This is a genomic window from Vibrio sp. 10N.222.52.B7 (genome assembly GCF_041474275.1).
Lineage (GTDB): Bacteria > Pseudomonadota > Gammaproteobacteria > Enterobacterales > Vibrionaceae > Vibrio > Vibrio crassostreae_C.
Genome location: NZ_JBFRTU010000012.1, coordinates 1 through 22,957 on the forward strand (window position 1 = coordinate 1; position 22,957 = coordinate 22,957).

The 22,957-nt window shown below is 40.3% G+C and carries 21 protein-coding genes; 13 read left to right on the forward strand and 8 right to left on the reverse strand.

Going from position 1 to position 22,957, the window contains the following annotated elements; all coding sequences use genetic code 11:
* Nucleotides 1-167: 167 nt before the first annotated feature.
* Entirely contained in the window at nucleotides 168-1,094 is a 927-nt protein-coding gene (locus tag AB4512_RS05005) for a M14 family metallocarboxypeptidase (protein ID WP_017064294.1), read from the reverse strand.
* Between the two features lie 175 nt (nucleotides 1,095-1,269).
* Here AB4512_RS05005 and AB4512_RS05010 point away from each other — a divergent pair, with 175 nt between their 5' ends.
* Nucleotides 1,270-2,175 carry a DUF808 domain-containing protein gene (locus tag AB4512_RS05010; protein WP_372126458.1) on the forward strand — a complete coding sequence of 302 codons (906 nt, stop codon included), beginning with the start codon at nucleotides 1,270-1,272 and terminating at the stop codon, nucleotides 2,173-2,175.
* 117 nt (nucleotides 2,176-2,292) lie between these two features.
* Here AB4512_RS05010 and pyrC read toward each other — a convergent pair whose 3' ends face one another.
* Both pyrC and AB4512_RS05020 read right to left on the reverse strand, forming a co-directional pair.
* Entirely contained in the window at nucleotides 2,293-3,321 is a 1,029-nt protein-coding gene (gene pyrC, locus AB4512_RS05015) for a dihydroorotase (RefSeq protein ID WP_372129481.1), read from the reverse strand.
* A 192-nt stretch (nucleotides 3,322-3,513) separates the two neighbouring features.
* The gene (locus AB4512_RS05020; protein ID WP_017059962.1) at nucleotides 3,514-3,672 is read right to left on the reverse strand and encodes a YqaE/Pmp3 family membrane protein; all 159 of its coding nucleotides are present in this window, start codon (nucleotides 3,670-3,672) and stop codon (nucleotides 3,514-3,516) included.
* A gap of 353 nt (nucleotides 3,673-4,025) precedes the next feature.
* Between AB4512_RS05020 and AB4512_RS05025 the strand changes: the two genes are divergently transcribed.
* Nucleotides 4,026-4,787, forward strand: a complete 762-nt coding sequence (locus AB4512_RS05025; protein ID WP_026028612.1) for an IS5 family transposase — start codon at nucleotides 4,026-4,028, stop codon at nucleotides 4,785-4,787.
* Nucleotides 4,788-4,843: 56 nt separating this feature from the next.
* On the opposite strand, the gene AB4512_RS05030 is transcribed toward AB4512_RS05025, so the two are convergent.
* The gene (locus tag AB4512_RS05030) at nucleotides 4,844-6,808 is read right to left on the reverse strand and encodes an adhesion domain-containing protein (protein ID WP_372074940.1); all 1,965 of its coding nucleotides are present in this window, start codon (nucleotides 6,806-6,808) and stop codon (nucleotides 4,844-4,846) included.
* A gap of 467 nt (nucleotides 6,809-7,275) precedes the next feature.
* Between AB4512_RS05030 and AB4512_RS05035 the strand changes: the two genes are divergently transcribed.
* The 7 genes from AB4512_RS05035 to AB4512_RS05065 all read left to right on the forward strand — a co-directional run bounded on the left by AB4512_RS05035 (nucleotide 7,276) and on the right by AB4512_RS05065 (nucleotide 14,537).
* Nucleotides 7,276-7,806: a hypothetical protein gene (locus tag AB4512_RS05035; RefSeq protein ID WP_102321323.1), complete on the forward strand. Its 531-nt coding sequence runs from the start codon at nucleotides 7,276-7,278 to the stop codon at nucleotides 7,804-7,806.
* 66 nt (nucleotides 7,807-7,872) lie between these two features.
* Nucleotides 7,873-8,400: a hypothetical protein gene (locus AB4512_RS05040; RefSeq protein WP_240800848.1), complete on the forward strand. Its 528-nt coding sequence runs from the start codon at nucleotides 7,873-7,875 to the stop codon at nucleotides 8,398-8,400.
* A complete protein-coding gene (locus tag AB4512_RS05045) occupies nucleotides 8,400-11,201 on the forward strand; it encodes a CS1-pili formation C-terminal domain-containing protein (protein ID WP_372174550.1) in 2,802 nt (933 codons plus the stop codon). Before AB4512_RS05040 ends, AB4512_RS05045 begins: the two co-directional genes overlap by 1 nt.
* Before the next feature lie 13 nt (nucleotides 11,202-11,214).
* Nucleotides 11,215-11,919, forward strand: coding sequence for a hypothetical protein (locus AB4512_RS05050; protein WP_229648578.1), 705 nt, complete (start codon nucleotides 11,215-11,217; stop codon nucleotides 11,917-11,919).
* Complete coding sequence (locus AB4512_RS05055; protein WP_102321325.1) at nucleotides 11,876-13,003, forward strand: hypothetical protein; 1,128 nt, start codon at nucleotides 11,876-11,878, stop codon at nucleotides 13,001-13,003. Before AB4512_RS05050 ends, AB4512_RS05055 begins: the two co-directional genes overlap by 44 nt.
* Nucleotides 13,000-13,740, forward strand: a complete 741-nt coding sequence (locus tag AB4512_RS05060; protein ID WP_065584792.1) for a LysM peptidoglycan-binding domain-containing protein — start codon at nucleotides 13,000-13,002, stop codon at nucleotides 13,738-13,740. The genes AB4512_RS05055 and AB4512_RS05060 overlap by 4 nt, the downstream gene beginning before the upstream one ends.
* Nucleotides 13,741-14,273: 533 nt before the next feature.
* Entirely contained in the window at nucleotides 14,274-14,537 is a 264-nt protein-coding gene (locus AB4512_RS05065; RefSeq protein ID WP_017062773.1) for a hypothetical protein, read from the forward strand.
* A gap of 255 nt (nucleotides 14,538-14,792) precedes the next feature.
* On the opposite strand, the gene AB4512_RS05070 is transcribed toward AB4512_RS05065, so the two are convergent.
* Together AB4512_RS05070 and AB4512_RS05075 are read right to left on the reverse strand one after the other, a co-directional pair.
* Nucleotides 14,793-15,803, reverse strand: a complete 1,011-nt coding sequence (locus tag AB4512_RS05070) for a helix-turn-helix domain-containing protein (protein ID WP_372174552.1) — start codon at nucleotides 15,801-15,803, stop codon at nucleotides 14,793-14,795.
* Nucleotides 15,804-15,899: 96 nt separating this feature from the next.
* Entirely contained in the window at nucleotides 15,900-16,856 is a 957-nt protein-coding gene (locus AB4512_RS05075) for a helix-turn-helix domain-containing protein (protein WP_102321328.1), read from the reverse strand.
* Nucleotides 16,857-17,125: 269 nt separating this feature from the next.
* On the opposite strand from AB4512_RS05075, the gene AB4512_RS05080 reads away from it, so the two are divergent.
* Together AB4512_RS05080 and AB4512_RS05085 are read left to right on the forward strand one after the other, a co-directional pair.
* Nucleotides 17,126-17,890 (forward strand): EAL domain-containing protein, encoded by a 765-nt coding sequence (locus AB4512_RS05080; protein ID WP_017062770.1) that lies wholly within the window; start codon nucleotides 17,126-17,128, stop codon nucleotides 17,888-17,890.
* Between the two features lie 209 nt (nucleotides 17,891-18,099).
* Entirely contained in the window at nucleotides 18,100-19,971 is a 1,872-nt protein-coding gene (locus AB4512_RS05085; protein ID WP_372174553.1) for an MOSC N-terminal beta barrel domain-containing protein, read from the forward strand.
* Between the two features lie 106 nt (nucleotides 19,972-20,077).
* Here the strand turns inward: AB4512_RS05085 and nadE are convergent, their stop codons facing one another.
* On the reverse strand, nucleotides 20,078-20,908 hold the full coding sequence (gene nadE / locus AB4512_RS05090) for an ammonia-dependent NAD(+) synthetase (protein WP_102393916.1): 831 nt from the start codon (nucleotides 20,906-20,908) through the stop codon (nucleotides 20,078-20,080).
* Between the two features lie 109 nt (nucleotides 20,909-21,017).
* On the opposite strand from nadE, the gene AB4512_RS05095 reads away from it, so the two are divergent.
* Together AB4512_RS05095 and AB4512_RS05100 are read left to right on the forward strand one after the other, a co-directional pair.
* Nucleotides 21,018-21,539 carry a nicotinate-nicotinamide nucleotide adenylyltransferase gene (locus AB4512_RS05095; protein WP_017067959.1) on the forward strand — a complete coding sequence of 174 codons (522 nt, stop codon included), beginning with the start codon at nucleotides 21,018-21,020 and terminating at the stop codon, nucleotides 21,537-21,539.
* A gap of 27 nt (nucleotides 21,540-21,566) precedes the next feature.
* Nucleotides 21,567-22,052 (forward strand): hypothetical protein, encoded by a 486-nt coding sequence (locus AB4512_RS05100; protein WP_372112659.1) that lies wholly within the window; start codon nucleotides 21,567-21,569, stop codon nucleotides 22,050-22,052.
* A gap of 133 nt (nucleotides 22,053-22,185) precedes the next feature.
* Here AB4512_RS05100 and AB4512_RS05105 read toward each other — a convergent pair whose 3' ends face one another.
* A complete protein-coding gene (locus AB4512_RS05105) occupies nucleotides 22,186-22,812 on the reverse strand; it encodes a hypothetical protein (RefSeq protein WP_017064307.1) in 627 nt (208 codons plus the stop codon).
* Between the last annotated feature and the right edge of the window lie 145 nt (nucleotides 22,813-22,957).

A 22,957-nucleotide genomic window follows, 5' to 3' on the forward strand; every position in this document is an offset into this window, starting at 1 on the left:
ACTTTACTCAGCATGATTCAAAGCTCTCTTGTACTTGGTGCAAGAGAGTTTTTTATGCCTAGGAAGAAATCAGAGACCAGATAAAAAAGAGCCACAAGTGAATCATCACTTGTGGCTCTTTTCGTTTAGTTCTAGGTGCTCGGTTCTAGTTATTAGCGGGTATGAGCTTATGCGTTCAATTCGTGCTGAATAACGTAATCCAAAGCACCAACAACAGCAGCAACTTGAGCATCATTACACTCTTCGTCTGTTACTTTGTCACTGTCTGGGTAAACCTCTGTGGTTGTACCGTACTTACAGTCAGTCACGCCGCCACATAAGCCAAGCTTCTTCATTGGGTAGTTGATCACGCCGTGTTGAGTGACGTCTGAACCAATGATCTTGCCTTCGTCATCCGCAGGCGCAATGTGGGTTACTTTTTCAACTGAAGCGATGACAGCAGCTTGGAATTCAGGTTGTGGGTTTTCAGTATCGCCAACCGTGTAGAAACCGTCTGGGATCATACCTTCGATGTACTCAATGCCATCACGAGCTGCGAGTGCAGGTCGGAATTCAGTTTCATCAGAGTCAGTCGTCTCATGCAGGTCAACGTGAACCAATACTTCTGGCAGAGACGCTACTAGAGCTCGTAGGTTTGCTGATTCTTCTGCTGGCGTACCGTCGTAGAAAGAGCGGTTTGGATCAACAGCATTTGGATTCCAGCGGTTGATCACTTCGTAGCCCCAAGGGCTCACACAAGGTGCGACAACAATGTTGAAGTGCGCCGTGTATTTTTCTGCTTGAGTCGCAGCGAATTTGATCGCGCCATGCACGCCACTGGTTTCGTAACCGTGAACACCACCTGTCACCAGAATCGTCGGCTTTGACTCGTCCCAGTTTTTGCTCTTGATAGCGAAGAGTGGGAAGCGAGCTTCGTCGTAGCTCAGTGCGCCGTATTGTTCGATGTCAAAGCGGTCTGCCAGTGCTTTAATCTTTGGTACAACTTCTTGCTGGTATTCACGCTTAACCGTTCGTTGAGCTAACCATGCTTCACGTTCTGCTTGTTGCCATTTTTGCCCTGGCTTACCAATCGGGTAGGTAGATTCACTTTTCATCAATACTTTTTCTTTTATGTTCGTGAAAGATTAAGACAGATTATTCCTGTCTAACAGAGACAGCAATAGAAAACACAACTTGTGACTTTATTTTTTACAGACTCATAACTTTGATGAGTGAATTGATGGTGTTACATTTTATTGATGGTTCAATTCTTTATAAAGAGACAACAAAATGGCTGGAGCAAGTTTACTAACACTGCTAGATGACATTGCAACCGTGTTGGATGATGTCGCATTGATGTCTAAGGTAGCCGCTAAAAAAACCGCAGGCGTATTAGGTGACGATTTAGCCCTTAACGCCCAGCAGGTATCCGGTGTTTCTGCTGAAAGAGAAATCCCAGTGGTATGGGCGGTCGCCAAAGGCTCATTTAAAAACAAGCTGATTTTGGTTCCGGCAGCACTATTGATCAGTGCATTCATTCCTTGGTTGATCATGCCACTACTGGTGATTGGTGGTCTGTTTCTTTGTTTTGAAGGGGCAGAGAAAATCTTAGAAAAGCTTTTTCCTCATGCTCATCAACACGAAGAGAAAGATGAGGAAAGCAGCTCGGGTGAATCTGTTGAAGAGTATGAGAAGAGAAAGGTAGCAGGCGCGATTCGGACTGACTTTATCTTATCTGCGGAAATCATTGTAATTGCGCTGGGTACCGTAACGGGTACAAGTATCGTGACTCAGATTCTTGTGGTGAGTTTGATAGCGGTTGTGATGACGATTGGTGTTTATGGCTTAGTGGCAGGGATCGTTAAGCTGGATGATTTAGGTTTCTATCTCCAGCGAACATCGAATGGCAGTGGCATTAAAACTCGATTGGGTAACGGGCTAGTCGCGTTTGCGCCCAAGTTAATGAAGACGCTTGCGGTGGTCGGTACTGCGGCGATGTTCTTGGTTGGCGGCGGTATTGTGGTGCACAACGTTCCTGCGATTCATCACTTAATTGAACCGATTATTATGGACTTCAGTGGGCATACGATTGCGACTGCGGTGGTACCAACGCTATTAAATGGTGTGATTGGGGTTTTATCTGGATTGATTGTCGTTGCTATTTGGACTGCTATCGGAAAAATTCGCGGTAAGTAATCGTTAAATTACTGCTGGGAATAAGACAGTCTTTCATCGAAACAAAAAAGGGTCACCATAATTACTATGGTGACCCTTTTCGCTAAATGGAGGGTGTTTATTTAACAGCCCAAGTGCTTATTTTACAGACCAAGCAATCGCCTCGCCGCCACGGATTGGCACAACGATGTCTGAACCGAAAGGCATCGTTTCAGCAACATTCCACTCTTCTTTAACGAGCGTAATTGTATCTGAGTTACGTGGCATGCCGTAGAAGTCTGGGCCATTGTGGCTCGCGAATGCTTCTAGGTTCTCAATCTTGCCTTCTAAATCGAATACTTCAGCGTACAGTTCAACCGCAGCGTGCGCTGTGTAAGAACCTGCACAACCACACGCTGACTCTTTTGCACCTTTAGCGTGTGGTGCAGAGTCTGTACCCAAGAAGAACTTCTTGCTGCCGCTTGTTGCCGCTTCGATAAGCGCTAATTGGTGCGTGTTGCGCTTTAGGATAGGAAGGCAGTAGAAGTGTGGCTTAATGCCGCCAACCAACATGTGGTTGCGGTTGTAAAGCAGGTGGTGAGCGGTGATAGTCGCAGCAACGTTGTCGTTCGCGTTCTTCACGAAAGTCGCAGCATCTGCAGTTGTGATGTGCTCTAGAACAATCTTCAGGTTAGGGAAGTCGTTCACAATCGGTGCAAGTACTGTGTCCAGGAACTGCTTCTCACGGTCAAAGATATCAACATCGTGAGTCGTTACTTCACCGTGTACCAAAAGTAGCATGCCAACTTCCTGCATTGCTTCTAGTACGTGGTAAATCTTTTGAGCAGAAGTTACGCCTGAATCAGAGTTTGTTGTTGCGCCAGCAGGGTATAGCTTCGCTGCTACAACAGCGCCAGATTCTTTCGCTTTACGAATTTCATCAGGTGTTGTGTTGTCTGTCAGGTAAAGTGCCATTAGAGGCTGGAATTGTTCACTTGGCTGCTCTGCCATGATGCGTTCACGGTAAGCAAGAGCCATTTCGGTATCGGTTACCGGTGGGATCGTATTTGGCATGATTAACGCTCGACCATTGTAACGGCTGATATCGCGAACTGTATCTTTTAATACTTCGCCATCGCGTAGATGAACGTGCCAGTCGTCAGGACGAGTAATCGTAAGTTGTGTCATTGAAGGCTCCCACCATTTGAAGTGTTATGTAGTTGGAGCCTAAACTCAGCGAAATCTGTGAAAGCAATCGCTTACGTTTAGGCGACAGGATGATAGTGGAAAAGTACTTTCATTTCATCCTATTTTTAACTCTTCATGGCTAGGAGCTTGTTTTTATGGATATTTTATTCGGTATCTATTTGTTAATAAGGGTTAGCGGGTGGCTACCCACAGACCATGGATCATTCCTGGAACCCAGAAGAAGAAAGTAAGAATGATATTAATCACCAAATCTTTCCCGGCGCCGCGAGCGAAGAACACGCCAACAGGCGGAAGCAGTACACATAAGATGATAATGACGAGTTTGTTCATGATAAATCCTTTTTATTCAATGAAAGTTCAATGCGGTAAACGTGTTCATATTATAGAACGTCTCGAGAGTGTTACGGCATTGCTGCCTTAATGTACCAAAATAGAAAGCTAAACATCTCAAGATACTAGCCTAGTATCAAGTGTTTAATGCCTGCCAGTTCGACTAAAGTTAGATTGGATGTAATAGTGAGGTTTGAGTTGAAATTGTTTAAATTGAAACATAAATAGTGTGCAGTCTAGCGTTAAACTAGTTACGAATAACTAGGGCGTGTTGATCTTTCGTGAGTGTTTTTTGAACAGCATGGTAAAGAGTTATAATTTGCTTCGCCAAAAGTAAAACCATAACCAATACCATGCCAAGAACAATGCTAACTGATATTCGCTGGGAACTGCTACTCCAAGTTATGAAAAGTACAGGTCGTATTTACGATAAAACTGAACATCGAATGACATTTGAAGGAATACTTTATCGAATGAGAACAGGTATTCCTTGGCGAGATCTACCCTCTGAGTTCGGAGAGTGGAGTACCGTTTACAGACGATTTAATCTTTGGTCAAAGAAAGGGATTTTAGATAATCTTTTCAAAAGTTTATCTAACATGGCTGATTTTGAATGGGTATTTCTTGATGGCTCTATAGTTAGAGCACATCAGCATAGTACAGGTGCAGCTACTGAAAGTTCAGAGCAAATAGGAAAAAGTCGCGGGGGCAACTCAACCAAAATTCACTTAGCCGTAGATAGTGGTGGCCTGCCGATTTGCTTTGATTTATCAGAGGGACAACGCCACGATATAGTGCATGCCGAAAGCTTAGTTGAGCAACTCGATGAAGTTAATACCATCGTTTGTGATAAAGGATATGACAGCGAACCTTTCCGTACTTTTGTTAAGGAACGTGGCGGAGAAACGGTAATTGCTAAACGCAATTACGGACAAGATATAGACAAAGACAGTATGGATTGGTGTTTATACAAGTATCGTCACTTGGTCGAAAATGCCTTTGGGAGAATTAAGCATTATCGAGCTATTTCAAGTAGATATGACAAGCTAGAAAGGAATTATGCCAGCATGTTATCGCTGGCATTCATGTTAATGTGGCTACCGATGTATTGTTGAACGCGAAATGTACAGCAAAGATCAACACGCCCTAGTTTAACGCTAGCGTCTTAGGATTATTCGGTATCAACCCAAAGCTCTAATCCATTTAGGTAGCTGTCTCCTGTGGCCCTAAAGCCTGTTAACTGCTCATCTGCGGTTAGAGTATATTCATCGCTATAGTGACCTGAGTAAGATTTGCTACCACAGGTTAACAGTAAGCCACCAGATTTATTATATAGAAAGAGTCGAGACATATCGTTTCCAGACCCAAACTCTGTGGGTCCCCAGACAGCTCTAACTCTACCTATGTCAGCAACGTTTATTGTATGTTTGGCTCCGCCAGTGCCTCCAATATGAGCACCTCCTACCTGCGAGATAGAATCTACAATAAACCCACAGCCAAACGTCACTTGAGCATTGATACGAGTATCAAATAGATAATCATTACCAATGTCATCACCAAGGAATTTAACTGGATACCCTAGAGGTGTTGCATCGACGCAAGCAGCAAATCGAACACTCGAATTGGCATCATATGTACTAACAACTCTATCTGCCATGTTTACGGAATGATGATAGCTAGTTCCACTTGCTCCTTGGTTACTAGCCCAGTAGCTAACGTCAATTGGCCAGTTGTGATTAGTAAACAAACGGCCACTAGTATTGCCATCATCATATAGGCTTCGAAGTTCCGTCACCGTTGGCAATCGTGCTCCTCTAGCTTGGCACAAGTGATTAGCAGTGTGCCAATCGTGAGAAGCCGTGGTGATACCATTTAAAGCGGTAGTACCGTTACCAACTTGAGGTGTGGCGATGATTTCAGCATCTTTAGCATCTGCGTACATCAACGGTGGTAGGTAGATATTCCCTGAGACGATTGGCTCATATGGGTTACCGACGTAACCTTGCAAAATTCCTGTGGCATAGCCCCCTTTTCCATCAGACACAACATAGGACACAGATGTTTCTCCAGGTTGGGTACTAGTGAAATCAAACTCAGTATCATTGAAAAGATTACCATCGTTGTTGGCATCGTTTGGAATTAAGATGGTTGCACCAAAGCTGTATATGTCAACGAGATGAAGAGTATCACCGTCAGGGTCACTTATAAGATCCGCAACATTGAACCTTAATTGTTTACCATAAGGAATTTTAGCTACCTCGTCACCAGAGTCTGGATCTATATAACTGATTTTCCTACGAGATTCTGCTGTTGGTGCACTGTTTGTGTCTGTTGAGACCGCGATATCAATACTACCAGCTAACACACTTGAACCATCACTATAGCTATATAGGATGCGTTCTACGCCGCTTGGTATGCCATCTCCTGGGGTGTAATCAATCGTATTAGTTGATGTGTTTGCAATAGCAGTTGAATTTGTCGCATCACCATTAGGCAATGTAACCGTGGTTGCTAATGCATATGTGCTTGTGTCTAGAGAGTACCCCGCGTTCCCAAGCTCTTTAGCGATATCTATTTGTACAGATGTGAAAGAGGAGGTTAGTCCTGAAATCGGTGTAAGTTGCTCAGTTGACTCACCGACAGCCGCACGAACTGTCGCTTCAGCAAAACCATCTCCTGATGTTGCTGAAGTAGCGCTAATACGCGCCTCTCCATGGTTACTATGGGAGCTCATAGCGATGTCAGAAGGTAGCGCAGCGCCAACTCGATAGCGGTAGTCGCACACTTTTGCACTTTGAGCGCTAATGGTGAAGCCATTGGCATTTTGGGATACAACATTACAATCATAGCTATTATTCAAAGACGTAACTGTCGTTAATGTAACTGACGAATCATCAGATGACTCCATATTATTCGACAAATCAACAAAAAAGGTATTTGTGGGAGTGCTTTGACGAATTACATCCTGAGCATAGTAAAGGGTATCTCCTGATGTTGGAGATTCGGGTTTGGAGTTAGTAGTCGCTTCGTCGCTAGATGCACCACACCCAAACAGCGCCAATGATATCGCTACTGACAGGGATAATTTATGAAAAGGTGCGTATGTACTTATTCTCATCATGTATTTAATACTCATTAGTGAATGTTATGGGAATTAAGCAAAGAGAGCACAGCCCATTATTTATTTGCGTATTCTAACAAGGCTAAATCACTTTAAATTAGCACGAGCTAGTATCTGGCACTGGTGAGTGCCTAGTTGACAGCTGGCGCTATTAGCAATGATATAAGTTAAAACTCAAACTGTTATACGTCTCTAGTATTTATATTGAAGTGGGGTTGTTCATGTGAATAACTACTTTTATAAGATAAGACCGAAGGTGGGATCTAATACCAGTTACTAAATTAGCGAATGAGTAACCTAAGGAATTAAATGCCTAGGTTATTTTTTAGGTGAATGGTTTTCTTGCTCAAATATCCACTAGGCATATCGGAAGGTCACTTTTCTTTACTTGCTAACCAAAACGTTTATTCATTGCATATCATACACCCGAAGTTAGCAAGGGGCTAACTAATCATATTATGAATATATCGAAGGAAATAAAAGTGAAAAAACTAACACTTATTACACTGCTATCTGCAATTACATCTGTTCCAGCTTTTTCTGCACCTGGCGATACCTCTATTGGTTCTGTAGTATTCAGCGGCTTTGTTCCTGGTTTTGTATCCAACGGTGACATCCTTGTTACTGGTGCGGGCGGTAGTGAAGACCCTGCTTCTTTTGTTGGTACGTTACAGGTGAACGCTGACGGTACGTTCGCAACGACTAAAGCAGTTGTTTTGGAAGCGCATGACTACACGGGGGCTGTGCTTGGGGCTTTAACTCCAGCTAACTGGACGGTATCACAAGTAAATGTGCTTCCAGCTTCAATGGGTGAAGTACAGCCTAACATTGTCGTCGGCGATAACCTTTCAGCGACGGAACTTACTGCAGCTGACTACTTAGCTTCAACTCAACTTTCAGCAGGCGATACGATTCAACTGTATGTTGCTAACGATACAGCACACTCAACTCCAGATGATATTGCTGGTACAGAAGTTATCGTTAACGTTGATATGATTGCAACTTTGCCATAAGAAAAAATCTCATTATTTGATAGGCACTTAATTAATTAAGTGCCTTGTTTTTCGAGGCTGATGAAAATGAATATCTATATAAATTATTTCTTTCTATTATTGCTTGTTATTTTTAGTTTCAATAGCTTTGGCTATGAAAGCTATTCATTTCCAGTAAATACACAAATAAATAGAGCGAATTTGTATGACTATTCTATAAATGTAGATTTATCTGATGAGTTTATTGCACTGAAGTATGATGGTGAGAACGAAACCTTTCTAAATGGGCGTTTTTATTCTTATATTAGAACGAATATACCAACAAGCTCTGGGGATTCGTTTGAATACAGTTATAACATATCAGAGTTCACTTCTAAATGTGTTTTCAACGATAGCGGTGAGACTATGTATGATGATTTTGTCGATCTCTATATCGATAGAAAACATTACTCTGATATTTCAGATATACCAAACTTTGAATTTAATAATATTAAAAATACTGAATATGAAAACTCTACCAATGAATTTGAATTAGTGACAAATAAAAATATACCGAGTGATGAGCCATTAGATTGCAATGGTCGTATTACGTTCAATGTGGAGCTTCAACTATAATGTTTATTAGACTTTGGTTTGGTTTAAACTTAATTATCATATTTTTCTTGGCCATAATATATAGTTCAAAATCCGTCGCAAATATTCCAGATGGATTTGAAGATATGTTTGAAGAGAAGTTGATAAGAATGCCACTAATTCTCTCGGCTGATAACAACAAATTATTCTATTCGGAAGCTTTCATCTCGGGTGATGAAGTAAGAATTCCCACTTCACAAAAACAACTTGTAGCACAAGCATTGGCGAATGAACTTGGTATTGAGAAAGATGTTAGCGATGCGATGGCAACAACACTGGTAAATGGGGTTGAATCGAGCCTAGATTGTAAAGGTTATCGAAGTGAATGTGGTCTACTACCTGATTTATATGATTTTGTTTATGTGCCAGATAGCCAATCATTGATTATTCATGTTAACTCACAATTCTTAACTGAGATAATAGAAGAGTCAGAAATAAAATTTGTAAAAGAAGAGATCGATCAAAACGCGATCATTATGTCACATGGTTTGAATCTATCTGGTTCTTATAGCGACAACACTGATTATACATCGTCTTATTCTTATCAACATGAAAATTATGCAGGTTTTGGCAAGTATGGCTATTTGCATAATGATCTAAACTTTAGTGATGTCAATGGTTTCAGTTCGGATGACTCATCGTATAACTATGTTGGTGGTAATACTCGTTTCTTTGTCGGGTATAAATACCAAGAACGCCCTTGGAATAGTACTCAGTTTTTAGAAAATGGCAGCAAAACTTCTGGTTACATGTTGTCGATTGGATCGACGAGAGAGCTAGTAAAAAAATCATCTTCTAATTCTAGACGAGTATATTTGAACATTTCAAGAGCTGGTCGACTAGAAATTAATGATGATAGAGGCCGTGTTCTATTAAGTCGTAATGTGGATGCAGGGCAAGAATACTTTGACTATAACGAGCTACCATTTGGTACTTATACTGCGACAATTCGAATATTTGATGGTAGTGAAGAGTTTTACACAGAAGATAGGTTGATAGTCAATACAAGCTCTTCGTCGATTAAAACCGGCGAACTAGATTATCATATTACAGCCGGTTATTTATCAAGAGACCTGACGAATACGGGACTAGAGGACGATTTTGACCAGAAATCCATCAACTTTGCTTATGATAATTATGAAAGTCCAATGTTCACCAATGGGAAATTGAGCTATCAAGTTACGGATTTTTTTGCACTGGGTGCAGGTTCGTTTATTACAGGGGAAGATAATTATAATTATGTTGGTGGTCACTTATCTTTAGGGGAAGTGTCCAGAATATCGGCAGTAACAGGATTATTTGACGATGGATCTAGTTTTTATAATTTTGATGTGGGGATTTATAACTTAAGTGTATCTTACACAAAATTTGATAGTGAAAATGATAATAGTATTGGAGATATTAGTTTGTCTCAACTTTTATTCAGTAACTCGAACTATACGTCATTATCAGTAAATTACAACAAGTACTTAACGAGAAATATATCATCATATATATCGGGTATATTAACAAAAAACCAATATAAAGATTTTAGTAATGGTTATAATAATGAATCAGAAAGTTGGTCTGCAAGAAGTGGCGTGCAGATATCATCATTACCACTTGACTCAAAGGTGAACTTAGAGTTATCAGCAAGTGAATCGAGCGATATAAATTATGGTGTTATGGCCTCAATAATTATTCCAATAGGCCAGGAAAACACATACACACATAGTACACAAGCACAAATAGATGATAGTGGTGATGTTGCGCTATCGCATAGAGATACAGTCTCAAGTAGTCTAATTAACAGAAACAATCTAAATGTATCAAGCTCTGCGGGACTTTATTATCAAGATTCTACTGAAGACCAAAGCAGTGCCGATTTATCATTGTCTGCAAATTATAAGAATAAATATATTGACTCAAACTCTTATACCTATATCAATTCAAGTAGCAATACAAGTGTTTCTGCATATATTGGTACAAGTAATATCGTAACTTCTCAAGGAATAGAGTTTACGAGTGAAAAGTCATCTTCTTATTTTATTTCGAATAATGATACAGGGGAACTGTCTTCGGATGGAAAATTCTTGGCGGTAGTTAACTCCGAGCAGAATGGAAAACAAAGCAATGCTTATGTTAGTGGAGATGCTTTGACGGTATATCCATTAAAAGAGTTCTATGAATATGAATTCAAGCTTGATACGGAAGCCTCTGATTTTTACAACAATGGTGAGTCTTATACGTCGGCTACTAGTTATCCAGGAACTGTTATCCGTTTGGATACGTCGTTGTCTGAGTTGAAATCATTTATATCGACGTTTAGTGATATAAATGGAAATCCAATAGACGGAGTTGAATGTATCGGTGGAGGTTGTGTTTCTACTGACAAGCTTGTTGAAGGTGTGTATCAATTTAAGGTGAAAGATAAACAACCTTACAAAATTATATCTAAGGAAAACCAATGTGTAATACCGGAGTTATCATCGGTTAATAATTTGAATTTAGGTAATAACTTCTGTATGCCATCATTCGAAGAAAATAGTGAAGGTTATCAGATAGCCCTAGTTGATGGTGTTTATTATTACTACTTAGGGCAATACAAGGATAGTAATATTGTATTGAACTATCAGAACAAACTGAACAACTCAGGTGTTGAAATTATAAACAAAAAGCTTGGCGGTTATTTGTATATATTCGCTAAGTCTCCTGAGCAACTAACTACGGCAAACAAACTGTATGTTGATGAACTCATTAATTATGCAGTTCATATGGAGATGACGCCATATGCTTATAACTAACATAGAGAAAATTATGCAACGTGTAATATTTACTTCGATACTATTAATGACGACCTCTTTTAGCCATGCATTTAGCATAGATAAAATGCTTCTTATAGCTGGAGAAGATGGTAATGGAGTTTTTACTCTGACTAGTTCGAAAACTGAACCTGAATATATAAAAGGTAACGTTAGCCAAGTAAAGGTTGAAAACGGAGAGTTAGAAAAGGTAGAGCTAACAAAAGATAATTTACCTTTATGGGATCTTGCGCTATTACCCAATAAACTGATATTAAATCCGGGGGAAAGACGTCGTGTATCAGTAAAGAATTTATGTCAGGTTAATTGTGATGATTTAGAGAAGGACAAAGTTTATCAAGTGACTTTCATGCCTAGCGTTATCGATGGAGATAAAAAAGAAAGTATAATTGGTATTAATTATGGTTATGCTCCTTATTATATTGTACCTGCAAAAAATACTAATGTTGACTACAAAGTTAAATATAACGGTTCAGAAGTTTATGTGGAAAATAATGGTAACACATTTTTCTACATACAGTTTGATAACTGTAAACCGAATTCTGTTAGTAACAAATGTAAACAAACTAATACAATACTATCTGGTCGAAAGAAAACCATAAAATTAGCAGAAGGCCTGCAAAATGTCGATTCGTTATCCGTTAAGGTAGCCAACCATGATTACAGTTATAACAAAAATATCACTATTAAAAAGAAATAGCCTAATTAGTATAGCGCTATTATTCACGGCTTTAGATAGTAGCCATGCTGCAGATGTATACGGAACGATTACAGCAAACAACTCTGTGGTTTGGAACAATGCGGCGCCAAATAGTTATTTCGGTAGTGAAGCTATATCTCCATCTGCATGGACGATAGCGCAAGAGCAACCAACGGCAGAGTGGTATCCCGCAACGATGGATAACCAACCCGTTAATAACGTTAGCTTTGTTAATCATTCTACAGGCGAAAGTTTTAACACCAGCCTGGAGTTGTTAGGCGTTGAGTATAATTTGGGTAGCTCGGCTAGTTATTTCACATCAAAAGACTACGGGTCAAATGTGGGAATGGGAGTTGCCAATGAGTGTGCAGCTACAAATATAAGTGGTTCGAGTGCGAAAGTGGGCCAAGAGTCGACTTTGTGTGTGTCGCGAATGGGTTACACAGCAACAAGCCGAATAGAGCCTTTTAAGTTTTATCGACCTGCTTTCGCTTTGCCTAATATCAGTAATGATGTGTTCGCAGCCCCTGTTGGATCTGGAACTTTTACGGCATCAATTAACCTTTCACCCACTTACTTTTTTACAAGTCAAACCGGTACGATGACTTATACCAGAGTGCCGGAGACGTTAATTATCACGATTGATTATCAAGCTGCGATCCTTGAATCATTAACGGTACTTGGAGACGGGAATATTGAACCCCAGTATGATACTGCAACAAAAAGGATCTCTGGTACAACGAGGTATGATGTTAGCTTGTTAGGGACTTTACCTACAGGCGTTATTATGACATTTAGCCCTACGTCAGGTGACTATGAGCTTACAAATATTGATAACTCGCTAGAAAAGATACCCTACACAATCACGTGTGCCATTGGCTGCGAAAGCCCTGACAAGGTGATTGTCCAAGACGGAGTACTTAATACCGTATCTTTTCCTGATTCAGAAGTGATTACAGTGAATGGAGAAGGTAGTAACAAAGTTGATGTAGCATACGATGTTAGTTTTGATGTCGATGGAAATGCACTCAGTTCAGGTAATTACCAAGGGTCGTTTAATGTTGTTTATGAGGTGAACCTGTGAACCGACTAATTAATAATATTTTTTTTATGTTTCTAGTACTAACCAGCGGTGCAGCGGTTGCTGAGAAGCCAACTGCTCATATTTTGGGGGTAGGGGCAAACTATGGCTATAATTTTGATGGAGATATGTTTGAGAATTCTCAATCTATTTATTTTCTCTACCAATATAACCGACTTCAATTGAATCTAGGTATCAAACATTATAAATTATTAGATGATTCTGAGTACATACCTGATTTAGGTTTGCTTTATAGTATACATGATGGAGAAGAAATTGATTTAAAGGTTGGAGTCGGATTTGAAGATAAATATCCAACAATAGAGTACCTTGCTGAGTATGCTTTGAATGAATATTTCGGTGCGAGTATCGCACTTAATCAAACGTTGAATGATGATTTTGGGCAAAATCAACGAGAAGCCGTGGTTGGATTATCTTATTATTTCAATGACAGCAAGCGTAAGATTGAGTCTGACCAAGTTGAACCTCGCCCTTCGTCACTTGAAATTACGAAAGCTCCGGATTGCACATCTGACCCAACTGATACGGACTGTGACTTCGATACTATGTCTAACAGTATATCCGAAGTTGCTGTTAAGCCGACATTACCTTATGTCGTACAAGAAGGTGATTGGTTATATGAACTACGTAGAAAGTTCGGCTTCGATTTAGAAGAGATCATTGAGAGTAATGATATTGAAAATCCTGATTTGATCATTCCTGGCCAAGTATTAGAATAAGCTCTTACCGGTAACCTGATCAATATTAAAGTATTACTAGACCTATTTCTTATAAGGTATGGTGATGCTTTTTTTTTGCACTCGATTAAATCTGTCTAACTATTCATCTATGATCTTACATAGCTTACGTTGATGTGAATAATCAAGTGTTGCCAAGAATCATGGTTTACATACCAGATCTTAGGTTCAGGTATTAAATATTACGAAGTTAGATAAAATTTAATTCTCTTAATGTAAAACCATTAAACTACTATGAAGACTTGCAAGATATGTATTAGCGTTTTACTCTTCGGTCTCTCCCTAAGGTTTAACTGCCATCAAATCGCTAACCAGTGCATAATATGCATAAGTCTGGTGAATTGATGTGGCCGTATCCATGCTATATCATGATCGTTATGAATGGACTTTTCTGAACAAATTAATGTTTACAAATCTAACATCACGGATGCAAGAGTGGCTGGTAGGCATTAGACTTCTTTTTTCCTGCGAATAAGCTAAACTCTCATATGTAACCAATTACATTTGAGGTGTTTATGAAGTCGTTTGTCAATATTAAGGTCGTTTTATGTTCGTTTTTATTTTTTGCAACCTCAGCGATTGCTTCTATTAGTGCTGATGATGTCACGTTTTCAGGCCGAGTCGATGGAGATATACGAGCAATTTATTCTGACAAAAGTCTAACGAATGTGGATGGCATGCAAAACACGAAAGCTGTAAGAGGCATGACTCAGAGCAGTTATGTAACATTACTAAACAATGAAGTAGATGATGTAATTGTTCGTGAGGTTGACATGTAGTCAAGCGAACATAGCATATTAGATTCTAACTTTTTACCATATGCTTTAATACTCAATCGCTTAATTACATAGTATATAGATTGTACTGATAATTTAAGTGGGAAAATAATGAGGTATATTGGTTCAATAATATCGAATACGAATGTCAAAACTGTAGAGCTGTGTTTTGAAAGATTGAAGCAAGCAGGAGTTCATCCATCAGAACTATCTTTCGATGGATTGGTACTCCTGTTAATGTGCGCGGAAAGAGACCGCTTAGCAACACTGAGAGCTAATTGAGCATGGGTTTGAACAGGTTTGACAGCCTGTAAGCAAGTTCAAGAACTCGGGTTGAGTAAATAGCTGGCTTGTTTTTATGTGCATTAAAGCTTTAGAATAATAGTGTTTACCAATTTTGATTGCACCGTTGGTTGATTTTTTCTCGTACGAAACAACAGAAAATCCCATTTTTTCGAGTACTTCTGCTGAGCTCTTTATAGCAACTGTTGTGTAGTAGTCGGTAATGTTAGCGTGTTTTGCTAGAAACCTGAATTCTCTATTTAATTGTAGACGAAAAGGTCGCTCGTACAGCGAATGATGGCTCACCGCAAAATAAGCTAATTTTCGTCTTTTATTATAAGGAACGGTTTTTCTTAAATCTATTTCATCAATCGACTTTTGAGAAAGTGTTTCAATTTCGGAGATCATACCTTCAGTCGTGAATATAGTGCCTATGTTATGTCCTAATAGCTCCCCTGTGACGCTGTCGACATATTTATAGGCAATGAAACGTTTTTCATTGCAATATTTTAAAAAATCGATTTTATAGAGTCCATGCTTAATATTCTCATCAGAGGTTTTCTCATGAAAAACAAGTACAGAATTTACAATCTCACTATCATTAGAATTTCCAATCGGATATTCACAAACAGGATTGTGTTCGATCATCGATGTTGACTGATAATTTGCTCTGGCGATCAAGTTATTTAAACTACGGTATTTCTCTTCCATCAGAGTATTGAATTGATCAACTCTATTTTTAGAACTAGGGTCTTGATGTTGTAAATGACTAACTTTAGATAGATAAGGCTCAATATCGTTGGTAAATTCTCGCAAAACACGAATACTACGGCTAAGAGTTGGTTTAGTTGTTCCTCTTTCCCATCGACTAAGTGTAACGGTATCAATGTTCGATAGATCTCCTCCGAGTAAGTTGAGCTTTGTAGCTGCTTGACTTTGTGTTAGTTCATTCGCGATTCGATATTTTTTTAAGTATTCGCCAAACACAGTAGTTTTCTCCAATCTTTTGCATAAGGCGAAGTATTATTATGTGTAGAAACTTAAGATGGTAGGCATCTTAATTTAAAGTCTGTTTGGCTATGCCTAATGATTTTTGATTGAGTATTGGTTATCCCACTGGGTTGTTTTTATGAGGGTTATTATTTCGGGTTGAGAAAGAAGTGTCGCTGTATCAATTTCGTATAAGCAATGTTCGAATGAGCGGTTGCCTAATTTAAAACCTCCTTTTTCTGACTCAATATCAAATGCTATTTTCTTAAATCCAAGTTGCTCTAAAATTTGTCCGATTTCAGGCCATGCACTAAAGAAATAATAACGTTGAACATTTGAATAGTGAATTAGGTTTATAAATTGAGAAACTAACATACATCGAAATATCTGGAAATTAGAAGAGTAACGATTATAATTACAAACCGATAACTTAGTCGAATTTTTATAACTGACAGATTTTGTCAGGTCGATATCAATGATTTTTGAATGAGTAACTTTGTCAAAATAGTCACTTTCGAATATAAAACTAATTGAGTGACCTACCAACTGCCCGCTTTCTGTTATAAATCTTTTTAAAATAGCTCGTTTGTTTTGTTGGTAGTCATATAGATTAATGTCGAAAAAACCCTTCGGTGTATGGATGGCTGTTTCGTAAAAGATTTTAAGGCTAGATAGTATCTTGTCATCATCTTTCAAAAGAAGTGGCATCTCAGTAATTAAAGTTGATTGTGGCTCTTGTGGCTCTTCATAACTTAATGATGAAAGCTTCGTTACCCTGTTATTAAAACGAAGTTGTTCAACCTCGTCTAGTAGCTTTGTTTCGTTTGGATTAGGTATTAATTCATAAAAGTCACTCAGGTCAACCTGTAAACAACGCAAGATTCTTAGGCATTTTGCAAGTGTTGGTTTGGTTTTTCCTCGTTCCCAACGACTGAGAGTTACCACGTCTACAGAGCGAAACTCTTCATTTGCAAGGTTTAACTTAACAGCAAGCTCACTCTGAGTAAGACCTAGTGAGACTCTCAATTCCTTTAAATAGTCACCAAACATACATTATCCCTAAGCGTAATTTGATCTAATTGAAGTATAGTCATCTATGATAGTTAATGGCGTTTTTAATAACCTATCTAAATGTAACAGACTCGAGATTACCGTTTTGAAACGGCATTGTGTATTTGTACAGGAGTTCGTTTAACTACTTATGCAGTTTGTCTTCACGGTTAAGAAGTAGGCATGTAAAGCTACATATGATTTGTTCATGCTAATCCTTGCTAGTTATTGATCTGTAGTATGGATTAATCACAAAAAGAGGTTTGTTTATGAATACGAATATGTTGTCTGAAAATTTACAAGCCGAAGCACTTATTGACGATGTTAATCAGGGATTGTTTTATCCTGTTTTTCAACCGATAACTAATGGCAATGGAACTGTCGGTGCTGAGGTTTTGTTACGTTGGGAAAAAGGGCACGATGTTGAATCGTCAATTCGCTGTCTGTTAGACTCTAAGAAGATTGCATGGTTTACTCAAATATTCTTGTTAAGAGTGTCCGAGGAATTATTGTCTCAGAAGAAAATGATTGATTTTCTGACTATTAATATCTCCCCTGATCACGTTTTAAGTTTCACTTTTCTACGTGATATTTCCCCAATTTGGCAAGCATGTAATAAGTTGGGTATAACCTTATGGATTGAGCTTACTGAGAATGAACAATACCCGGTTGGCATTGACGAGAAAAGGATGATGTCCCAGTTTGGAGTATGTCGTGGTCTTGGAATTAAAATCGCGATAGATGACTATGGCAGTGGTTATAACACTGGTGAAGCACTGATTAGGGTTGTTAAACCGAACATAGTGAAAATAGATCGGTCGTTAATGAGAAACCGGAGTGATAATTCGACCTTTTGGGAGCGTCTTAGATTTTTAGCTCGGAAGTATCAGATTGAATTGTTATCTGAAGGTATAGAAAACCATGAAGATTTACGTTTTGCACAATCGCAGGGCATAGATTATTTTCAGGGCTATCACTTAGGCAAACCTGGCTCATTGAGTCAATTGTCGAAACAAGGTGCAGCATATTGCTGATCTACTTAAAAATAGCGTGAATAAATTCGGGTTACTTTTAGTGTGTAAAGCATCATCGTTAGTTTCAAGAGTTTTAGGTTTGCCGGAACATAATGCCATTCTATTAGTTTAATCATGCCTACTTAGTATCAAGTGTTTAATGCCTGCCAGTTTATCTATTTATAACCATTTGTTAGCATTGGGACAAACAACAAAACATTGGAATCGTTATGTCGCAGTCACCTTTGGATCAAAAGGCTTTGGAGCAAGAGCTTTCAGGTCAACAGCCCTCCTTATCTCAAATTAATGTGTTTCCGGTTAAATCAGTAGGTGGGATTGCACTCTCTTCTGCTTGGGTCGAAAAACAGGGCCTTACCTTCGACAGACGTTTTATGTTGGCCTTGGCTGACGGCTCAATGGTGACGGCACGTAAGTACCCTAAAATGGTCAAGGTATCTTCTAGCTTGCAACCAGATGGTTTGATCTTCACTTATGAAGCTAAAGAACCGCTGCGCTTAAAGTATGCGAGCTTCAAGATGCAAGAAGCGCCAGCAACGGTGTGGAAAGACAGCTTCACGGCATACACGACATGTGATGAAGCCGATGATTGGTTCAGTGATGTGTTGGGCGTGCGCGTTGAGCTACTGTTTTCTGGCGAGCAATCGAATCGTGTTCGTGAAAAGCTCGGTCACAATGTGAGTTTTGCTGACGGTTACCCAATGTTAGTGATCAGCCAAGCCTCTCTTGATGAACTCAATCGCCGCAGCCCTGAAACCCATTCAATGGATCAGTTCCGCACCAATTTTGTCGTCTCAAACACTGAAGCGTTTGCTGAAGATGGTTGGAAGCGCATTCGAATTGGTGAGGTTGAATTCGAAGCGGTGAAGCCTTGTGAACGTTGTATTCTAACTACTGTGGATGTTAAGAGTGGCGAGTTAAGAGCGACAAAAGAGCCACTCAATACCTTTTCTACGTTCAGAGCCAATGAACGTGGTGGCGTTTTCTTTGGTCAGAACCTTGTGGCGAAAAATGAAGGTCTGGTGAAAGCGGGTGACGTTGTTGAGGTACTTGAAACCAAAGAGAAAGAACATTACGAAGACTCTTGGGTCGAGTCACTGCACTTAACTTGCGTCGAGCGTGAAGAGATCGCTCGCGACTTCACAACCTTTTGGCTAGAGCCAGCGAAAGAGAACAATTTATTACCAAGCTATCAGCCGGGGCAGCATCTACCGATTGAAATGGTGATTAATGGCGAGAAAGTGTCTCGTCGTTACACGTTATCTTCTAGCCCTTCACGCGCAGGTCGTTTGGCGATTTCCGTGAAGCGAGTGGACGATGGTCAAATCTCAAACTGGCTCAATGATCACTTCCAAGTCGGTGACACGCTAGTTGCTCAGAATCCAGATGGCGCATTCTACTTAGAAGATAACCCAACACATCCATTACTGCTGTTATCAGCGGGAAGCGGCATCACCCCTATGTTGTCGATGCTTCGTTACTTAGCCGACCATGGTCAGATTGATGATGTGGTGTTCTATCACCAATGCAGCAGTGAAGAAGATATCCCTTATCAAGCTGAGATTGATAAGATCGCTCGCGAACATGCTGGTCTAAGTGTGATTTATTCACTAAGCCAACCAACGAAAGAGTGGGATGGTTTGTCAGGTCGTTTGAGTGTGTCTCATGTCGCCAAAATTGAGGACCTTCATAAGCGCCAAGCATTCGTGTGTGGCCCTGACGGCTTTATGGATAATGCCAAGAAATTGCTGATTCAAATGGGGCTGAATCCTCAGCATTATCATCAAGAAGCGTTTGGTGTTGCTCAATCAACGGAAGAAGCGGTGAAGCAACTGCAGTTGAGCGTTAACGGCTACCTGTTCGAAGGCAACAACCAATCAACACTACTAGAGCAAGCTGAGTCGGCAGGTGTGTCTATCGCATCAAGCTGTCGCGCGGGTTTCTGTGGTGCTTGTAAAGTGACCCTTGAGTCTGGGCAAGTTCATCAACCTGATGTACCGGCGTTGCAAGAGCATGAACGCAACATGGGGCAAATACTGGCGTGTTGCAGTGTGCCTCAAACTGATATCGAAGTTGTAGACTAACTCGGTAGGTCGGAAGGCCAGAAAGAAAAGCACATTGAATAGAAAAGGCCGGAAGTTCACTGAAATGAACTTCCGGCCTTTTTGATTCTAAGATTAATTCAAACAATTAATCGTAGATCGTTGGGATCGGTTGACGCTTGTGCTGTGTTGCTTTGTAGATGCCTACTAAGCGGTCTGACACGTCTTGAGGGACTTCTTTACCTTCAAGGAAATCATCGATTTGGTCGTAAGAAAGGTTCAATGCTGCTTCGTCGGCTTTCTGTGGATCAAGCTCTTCTAGGTCGGCAGTAGGCACTTTCTTAACCAATAGCTCTGGCGCACCTAGCGTTGCTGCAAGTTCACGAACTTGACGCTTGTTCAGGCCAAACAAAGGCGCTAAATCACATGCGCCGTCACCGTGCTTGGTGTAGAAGCCAGTGATATTTTCAGCTGAGTGGTCAGTACCGATGACAAGACCGCCAACGTAACCTGCAATTTCGTATTGTGCGATCATGCGAGCTCGAGCTTTCACATTGCCTTTCACAAAGTCGATTTTTGCTGAATCTGTTGGTAGTAGGCCTGTGCCCTCTAGAGCAATGTGAGATGCAGCGTGAAGCCCATCAACACCCGCTTTAATGTTTACAGAAACAGATTGAGAAGGCTGAATGAAAGACAGCGCAAGTTGCGCTTCGTCTTCATCTTTTTGTTCACCGTAAGGCAGGCGAACCGCGATGAATTGGTAGTCGTTGCTACCAGCGTTTTCATTTAGGCTATCAACGGCCATTTGTGCTAAACGGCCACAAGTTGTCGAATCCACACCGCCACTGATACCAAGGATCAGAGACTTGCAGCCTGACTGCTGAAGTTTCGTTTTAATAAAGTCCACACGACGAGTCACTTCGAAGTGAGGGTCAATTGAAGGTAGTACGCGCATTTCGTCACGAATTAACTGTTCCATTCGTATTCCTTTCCTGCAAGCAAATTAAAAATCTAGTGTTATCATACCTAAATCATCCGATTTAAAAACCTCTTTGCACAAGCTTAGAAAGAGAAGGCAGTAATAAACAATGGAAAAAATAGCCATTTTCGGTAGTGCGTTTAATCCACCGAGCTTAGGGCACAAAAGTGTGATTGATTCGTTGGCTCACTTTGACAAAATTCTACTCGTTCCAAGTATTGCCCATGCTTGGGGAAAAGAGATGCTAGACTTTGATATGAGATGTCAGTTAGTTAACGCATTTATTAGCGATCTTTCACTGGATCAAGTGGAGCTTTCTTTGATCGAAAAGAGCCTATTTACCCCAGGTGAAAGCGTCACGACTTATGCAGTGCTCAGTGAACTTCAAAAGTTACATCGTGACGCTGAACTGACGTTTGTTATTGGCCCAGATAACTTCTTTAAGTTCTCATCTTTCTATAAATCAGATGAGATTACCGAGCAGTGGTCTGTAATGGCTTGCCCTGAAAAAGTGAAAATTCGCAGCACAGACATACGTAATGCACTGATAAGTGGAAGCGATGTTGCAAAACTGAGTACAAAGTCAGTTACAAAGATGTTGCAAGATAGTGGACTGTATCAGATAATGTAAGTTCACTAATCAAGAGGTCAGAGGACTATGCTAAAGAGCGCGATATCAGCGACGTTGATCATGGCAGCATGTAGTATGCCTGCGTATGCTGAGTGTGATTTTTTTAGCTTAGATTCAATCATGCTGACTTCTGATGAAGATGACAATTGTCTAGATTTCTCGACCAGCATTGAGTCTTTTGGCCAACGTATGATGGAAATCAGTGGGCTGAGCGATGATGAACCTGAAAGCACACCGGACTATTGGTCTGATTGGGTACTTCAAAGTAAAGACTCGCCATTGCTGACACAAAGCATTGAGTCAAACTATGTTGGCTTGGGTATGTGGTTTCCAGAAGACCTTGAAGACGAGGAGTATGATATGTCTACAGAGGAGTGGTTGATGAATCATGGTCTTCAACTCAGCATCGGTTTTGGCGAGAAAGTCGAAGGGCAGCCGCGTATGCGCTTTGATTATCGTTGGCACGACTCACGTGACGCCGACCTAATGATGCAGGTTGAGTTGCCATTTTAGACAGGCAGATGCACAGATAGATTGCTATCTACGTCTAAATAGTAAAAATTAAAAAAGCCGCAAAAACTCAGTTTTTGCGGCTTTTTAGTATCTGGCTTGCGAGTTTTAATACCAGCACTCACTTTCCGCCAAGCTATAAATCTTCACCAAAAACAAGCATACACAGTTGCTCGAACTCTTCTTCTTTACCTGAGAACAGATCATCAATCACAAGTGAACGTTTTTGACCTGACTGCATGCGCTTCTTCGCTTCTCGCATCACCATCACCAGAGTGTGCTCTTGTGGCAAGTTTGAGTCATCAATGTTCCATTGATTGAATCGCTGAGAAAGAGCACTTTCGCAAAGCAGGGGTTTAAACGACAACACTTCTTGCTTCAATACAGAAAGCATATCTTTAAACGCTTGTTCCGTATTATTGGCATTAGAAGCGCGAGCTTTGGTTTGTTCTAGCTTTTCTAGTAGTGCCGAAGAGAGGTTCGTTTGCGTGATGTAACCCGCTTGTCTTGGGAATGAATCCGTCAAACGAACAGAAAAATCGACACGGTTAACCTGAGTGTTTGGAAAGTAGGTCAGTGACGTTAGGCAGTCGTATGGAATCCAGACGCTTTGTCCTGGTTCAACGGCATACTCTTGTTTGCCTAACTTAATCAAAACCAAGCCACTTTGAACCGATACAAGGCTATGTTTAAGTACTTTCTTGCGTGGTGTGATCACCAAGTGTGAAAAGTAAGCCGATGTATATTCAATAGCGAAGTTCATAGATAGTACCTTAATTTTGGGGCGTCAAGATTACCGTTAATCTTAAAGAATGCCAACAATAACAGGGGATTTTCAATGTTTCTGGTCTGACCTTGTCAAAAGTATGGGCTCTGTAGCTGCGAGAAGTCAAAACAACGCGTAGAAT

Bases quoted from the DNA above. Each gene is read 5' to 3' on its own strand.
- AB4512_RS05045 (WP_372174550.1), top strand. From the start codon at position 8,400: ATGTTTATTAGACTTTGGTTTGGTTTAAACTTAATTATCATATTTTTC.
- AB4512_RS05055 (WP_102321325.1), top strand. From the start codon at position 11,876: ATGATTACAGTTATAACAAAAATATCACTATTAAAAAGAAATAGCCTA.
- AB4512_RS05040 (WP_240800848.1), top strand. From the start codon at position 7,873: ATGAATATCTATATAAATTATTTCTTTCTATTATTGCTTGTTATTTTT.
- AB4512_RS05085 (WP_372174553.1), top strand. From the start codon at position 18,100: ATGTCGCAGTCACCTTTGGATCAAAAGGCTTTGGAGCAAGAGCTTTCA.
- AB4512_RS05025 (WP_026028612.1), top strand. From the start codon at position 4,026: ATGCCAAGAACAATGCTAACTGATATTCGCTGGGAACTGCTACTCCAA.
- AB4512_RS05010 (WP_372126458.1), top strand. From the start codon at position 1,270: ATGGCTGGAGCAAGTTTACTAACACTGCTAGATGACATTGCAACCGTG.
- AB4512_RS05095 (WP_017067959.1), top strand. From the start codon at position 21,018: ATGGAAAAAATAGCCATTTTCGGTAGTGCGTTTAATCCACCGAGCTTA.
- AB4512_RS05075 (WP_102321328.1), bottom strand. From the start codon at position 16,856: ATGTTTGGTGACTATTTAAAGGAATTGAGAGTCTCACTAGGTCTTACT.
- AB4512_RS05065 (WP_017062773.1), top strand. From the start codon at position 14,274: ATGAAGTCGTTTGTCAATATTAAGGTCGTTTTATGTTCGTTTTTATTT.
- AB4512_RS05100 (WP_372112659.1), top strand. From the start codon at position 21,567: ATGCTAAAGAGCGCGATATCAGCGACGTTGATCATGGCAGCATGTAGT.
- AB4512_RS05020 (WP_017059962.1), bottom strand. From the start codon at position 3,672: ATGAACAAACTCGTCATTATCATCTTATGTGTACTGCTTCCGCCTGTT.
- nadE (WP_102393916.1), bottom strand. From the start codon at position 20,908: ATGGAACAGTTAATTCGTGACGAAATGCGCGTACTACCTTCAATTGAC.
- AB4512_RS05080 (WP_017062770.1), top strand. From the start codon at position 17,126: ATGAATACGAATATGTTGTCTGAAAATTTACAAGCCGAAGCACTTATT.
- AB4512_RS05050 (WP_229648578.1), top strand. From the start codon at position 11,215: ATGCAACGTGTAATATTTACTTCGATACTATTAATGACGACCTCTTTT.
- AB4512_RS05005 (WP_017064294.1), bottom strand. From the start codon at position 1,094: ATGAAAAGTGAATCTACCTACCCGATTGGTAAGCCAGGGCAAAAATGG.
- pyrC (WP_372129481.1), bottom strand. From the start codon at position 3,321: ATGACACAACTTACGATTACTCGTCCTGACGACTGGCACGTTCATCTA.
- AB4512_RS05030 (WP_372074940.1), bottom strand. From the start codon at position 6,808: ATGAGTATTAAATACATGATGAGAATAAGTACATACGCACCTTTTCAT.
- AB4512_RS05105 (WP_017064307.1), bottom strand. From the start codon at position 22,812: ATGAACTTCGCTATTGAATATACATCGGCTTACTTTTCACACTTGGTG.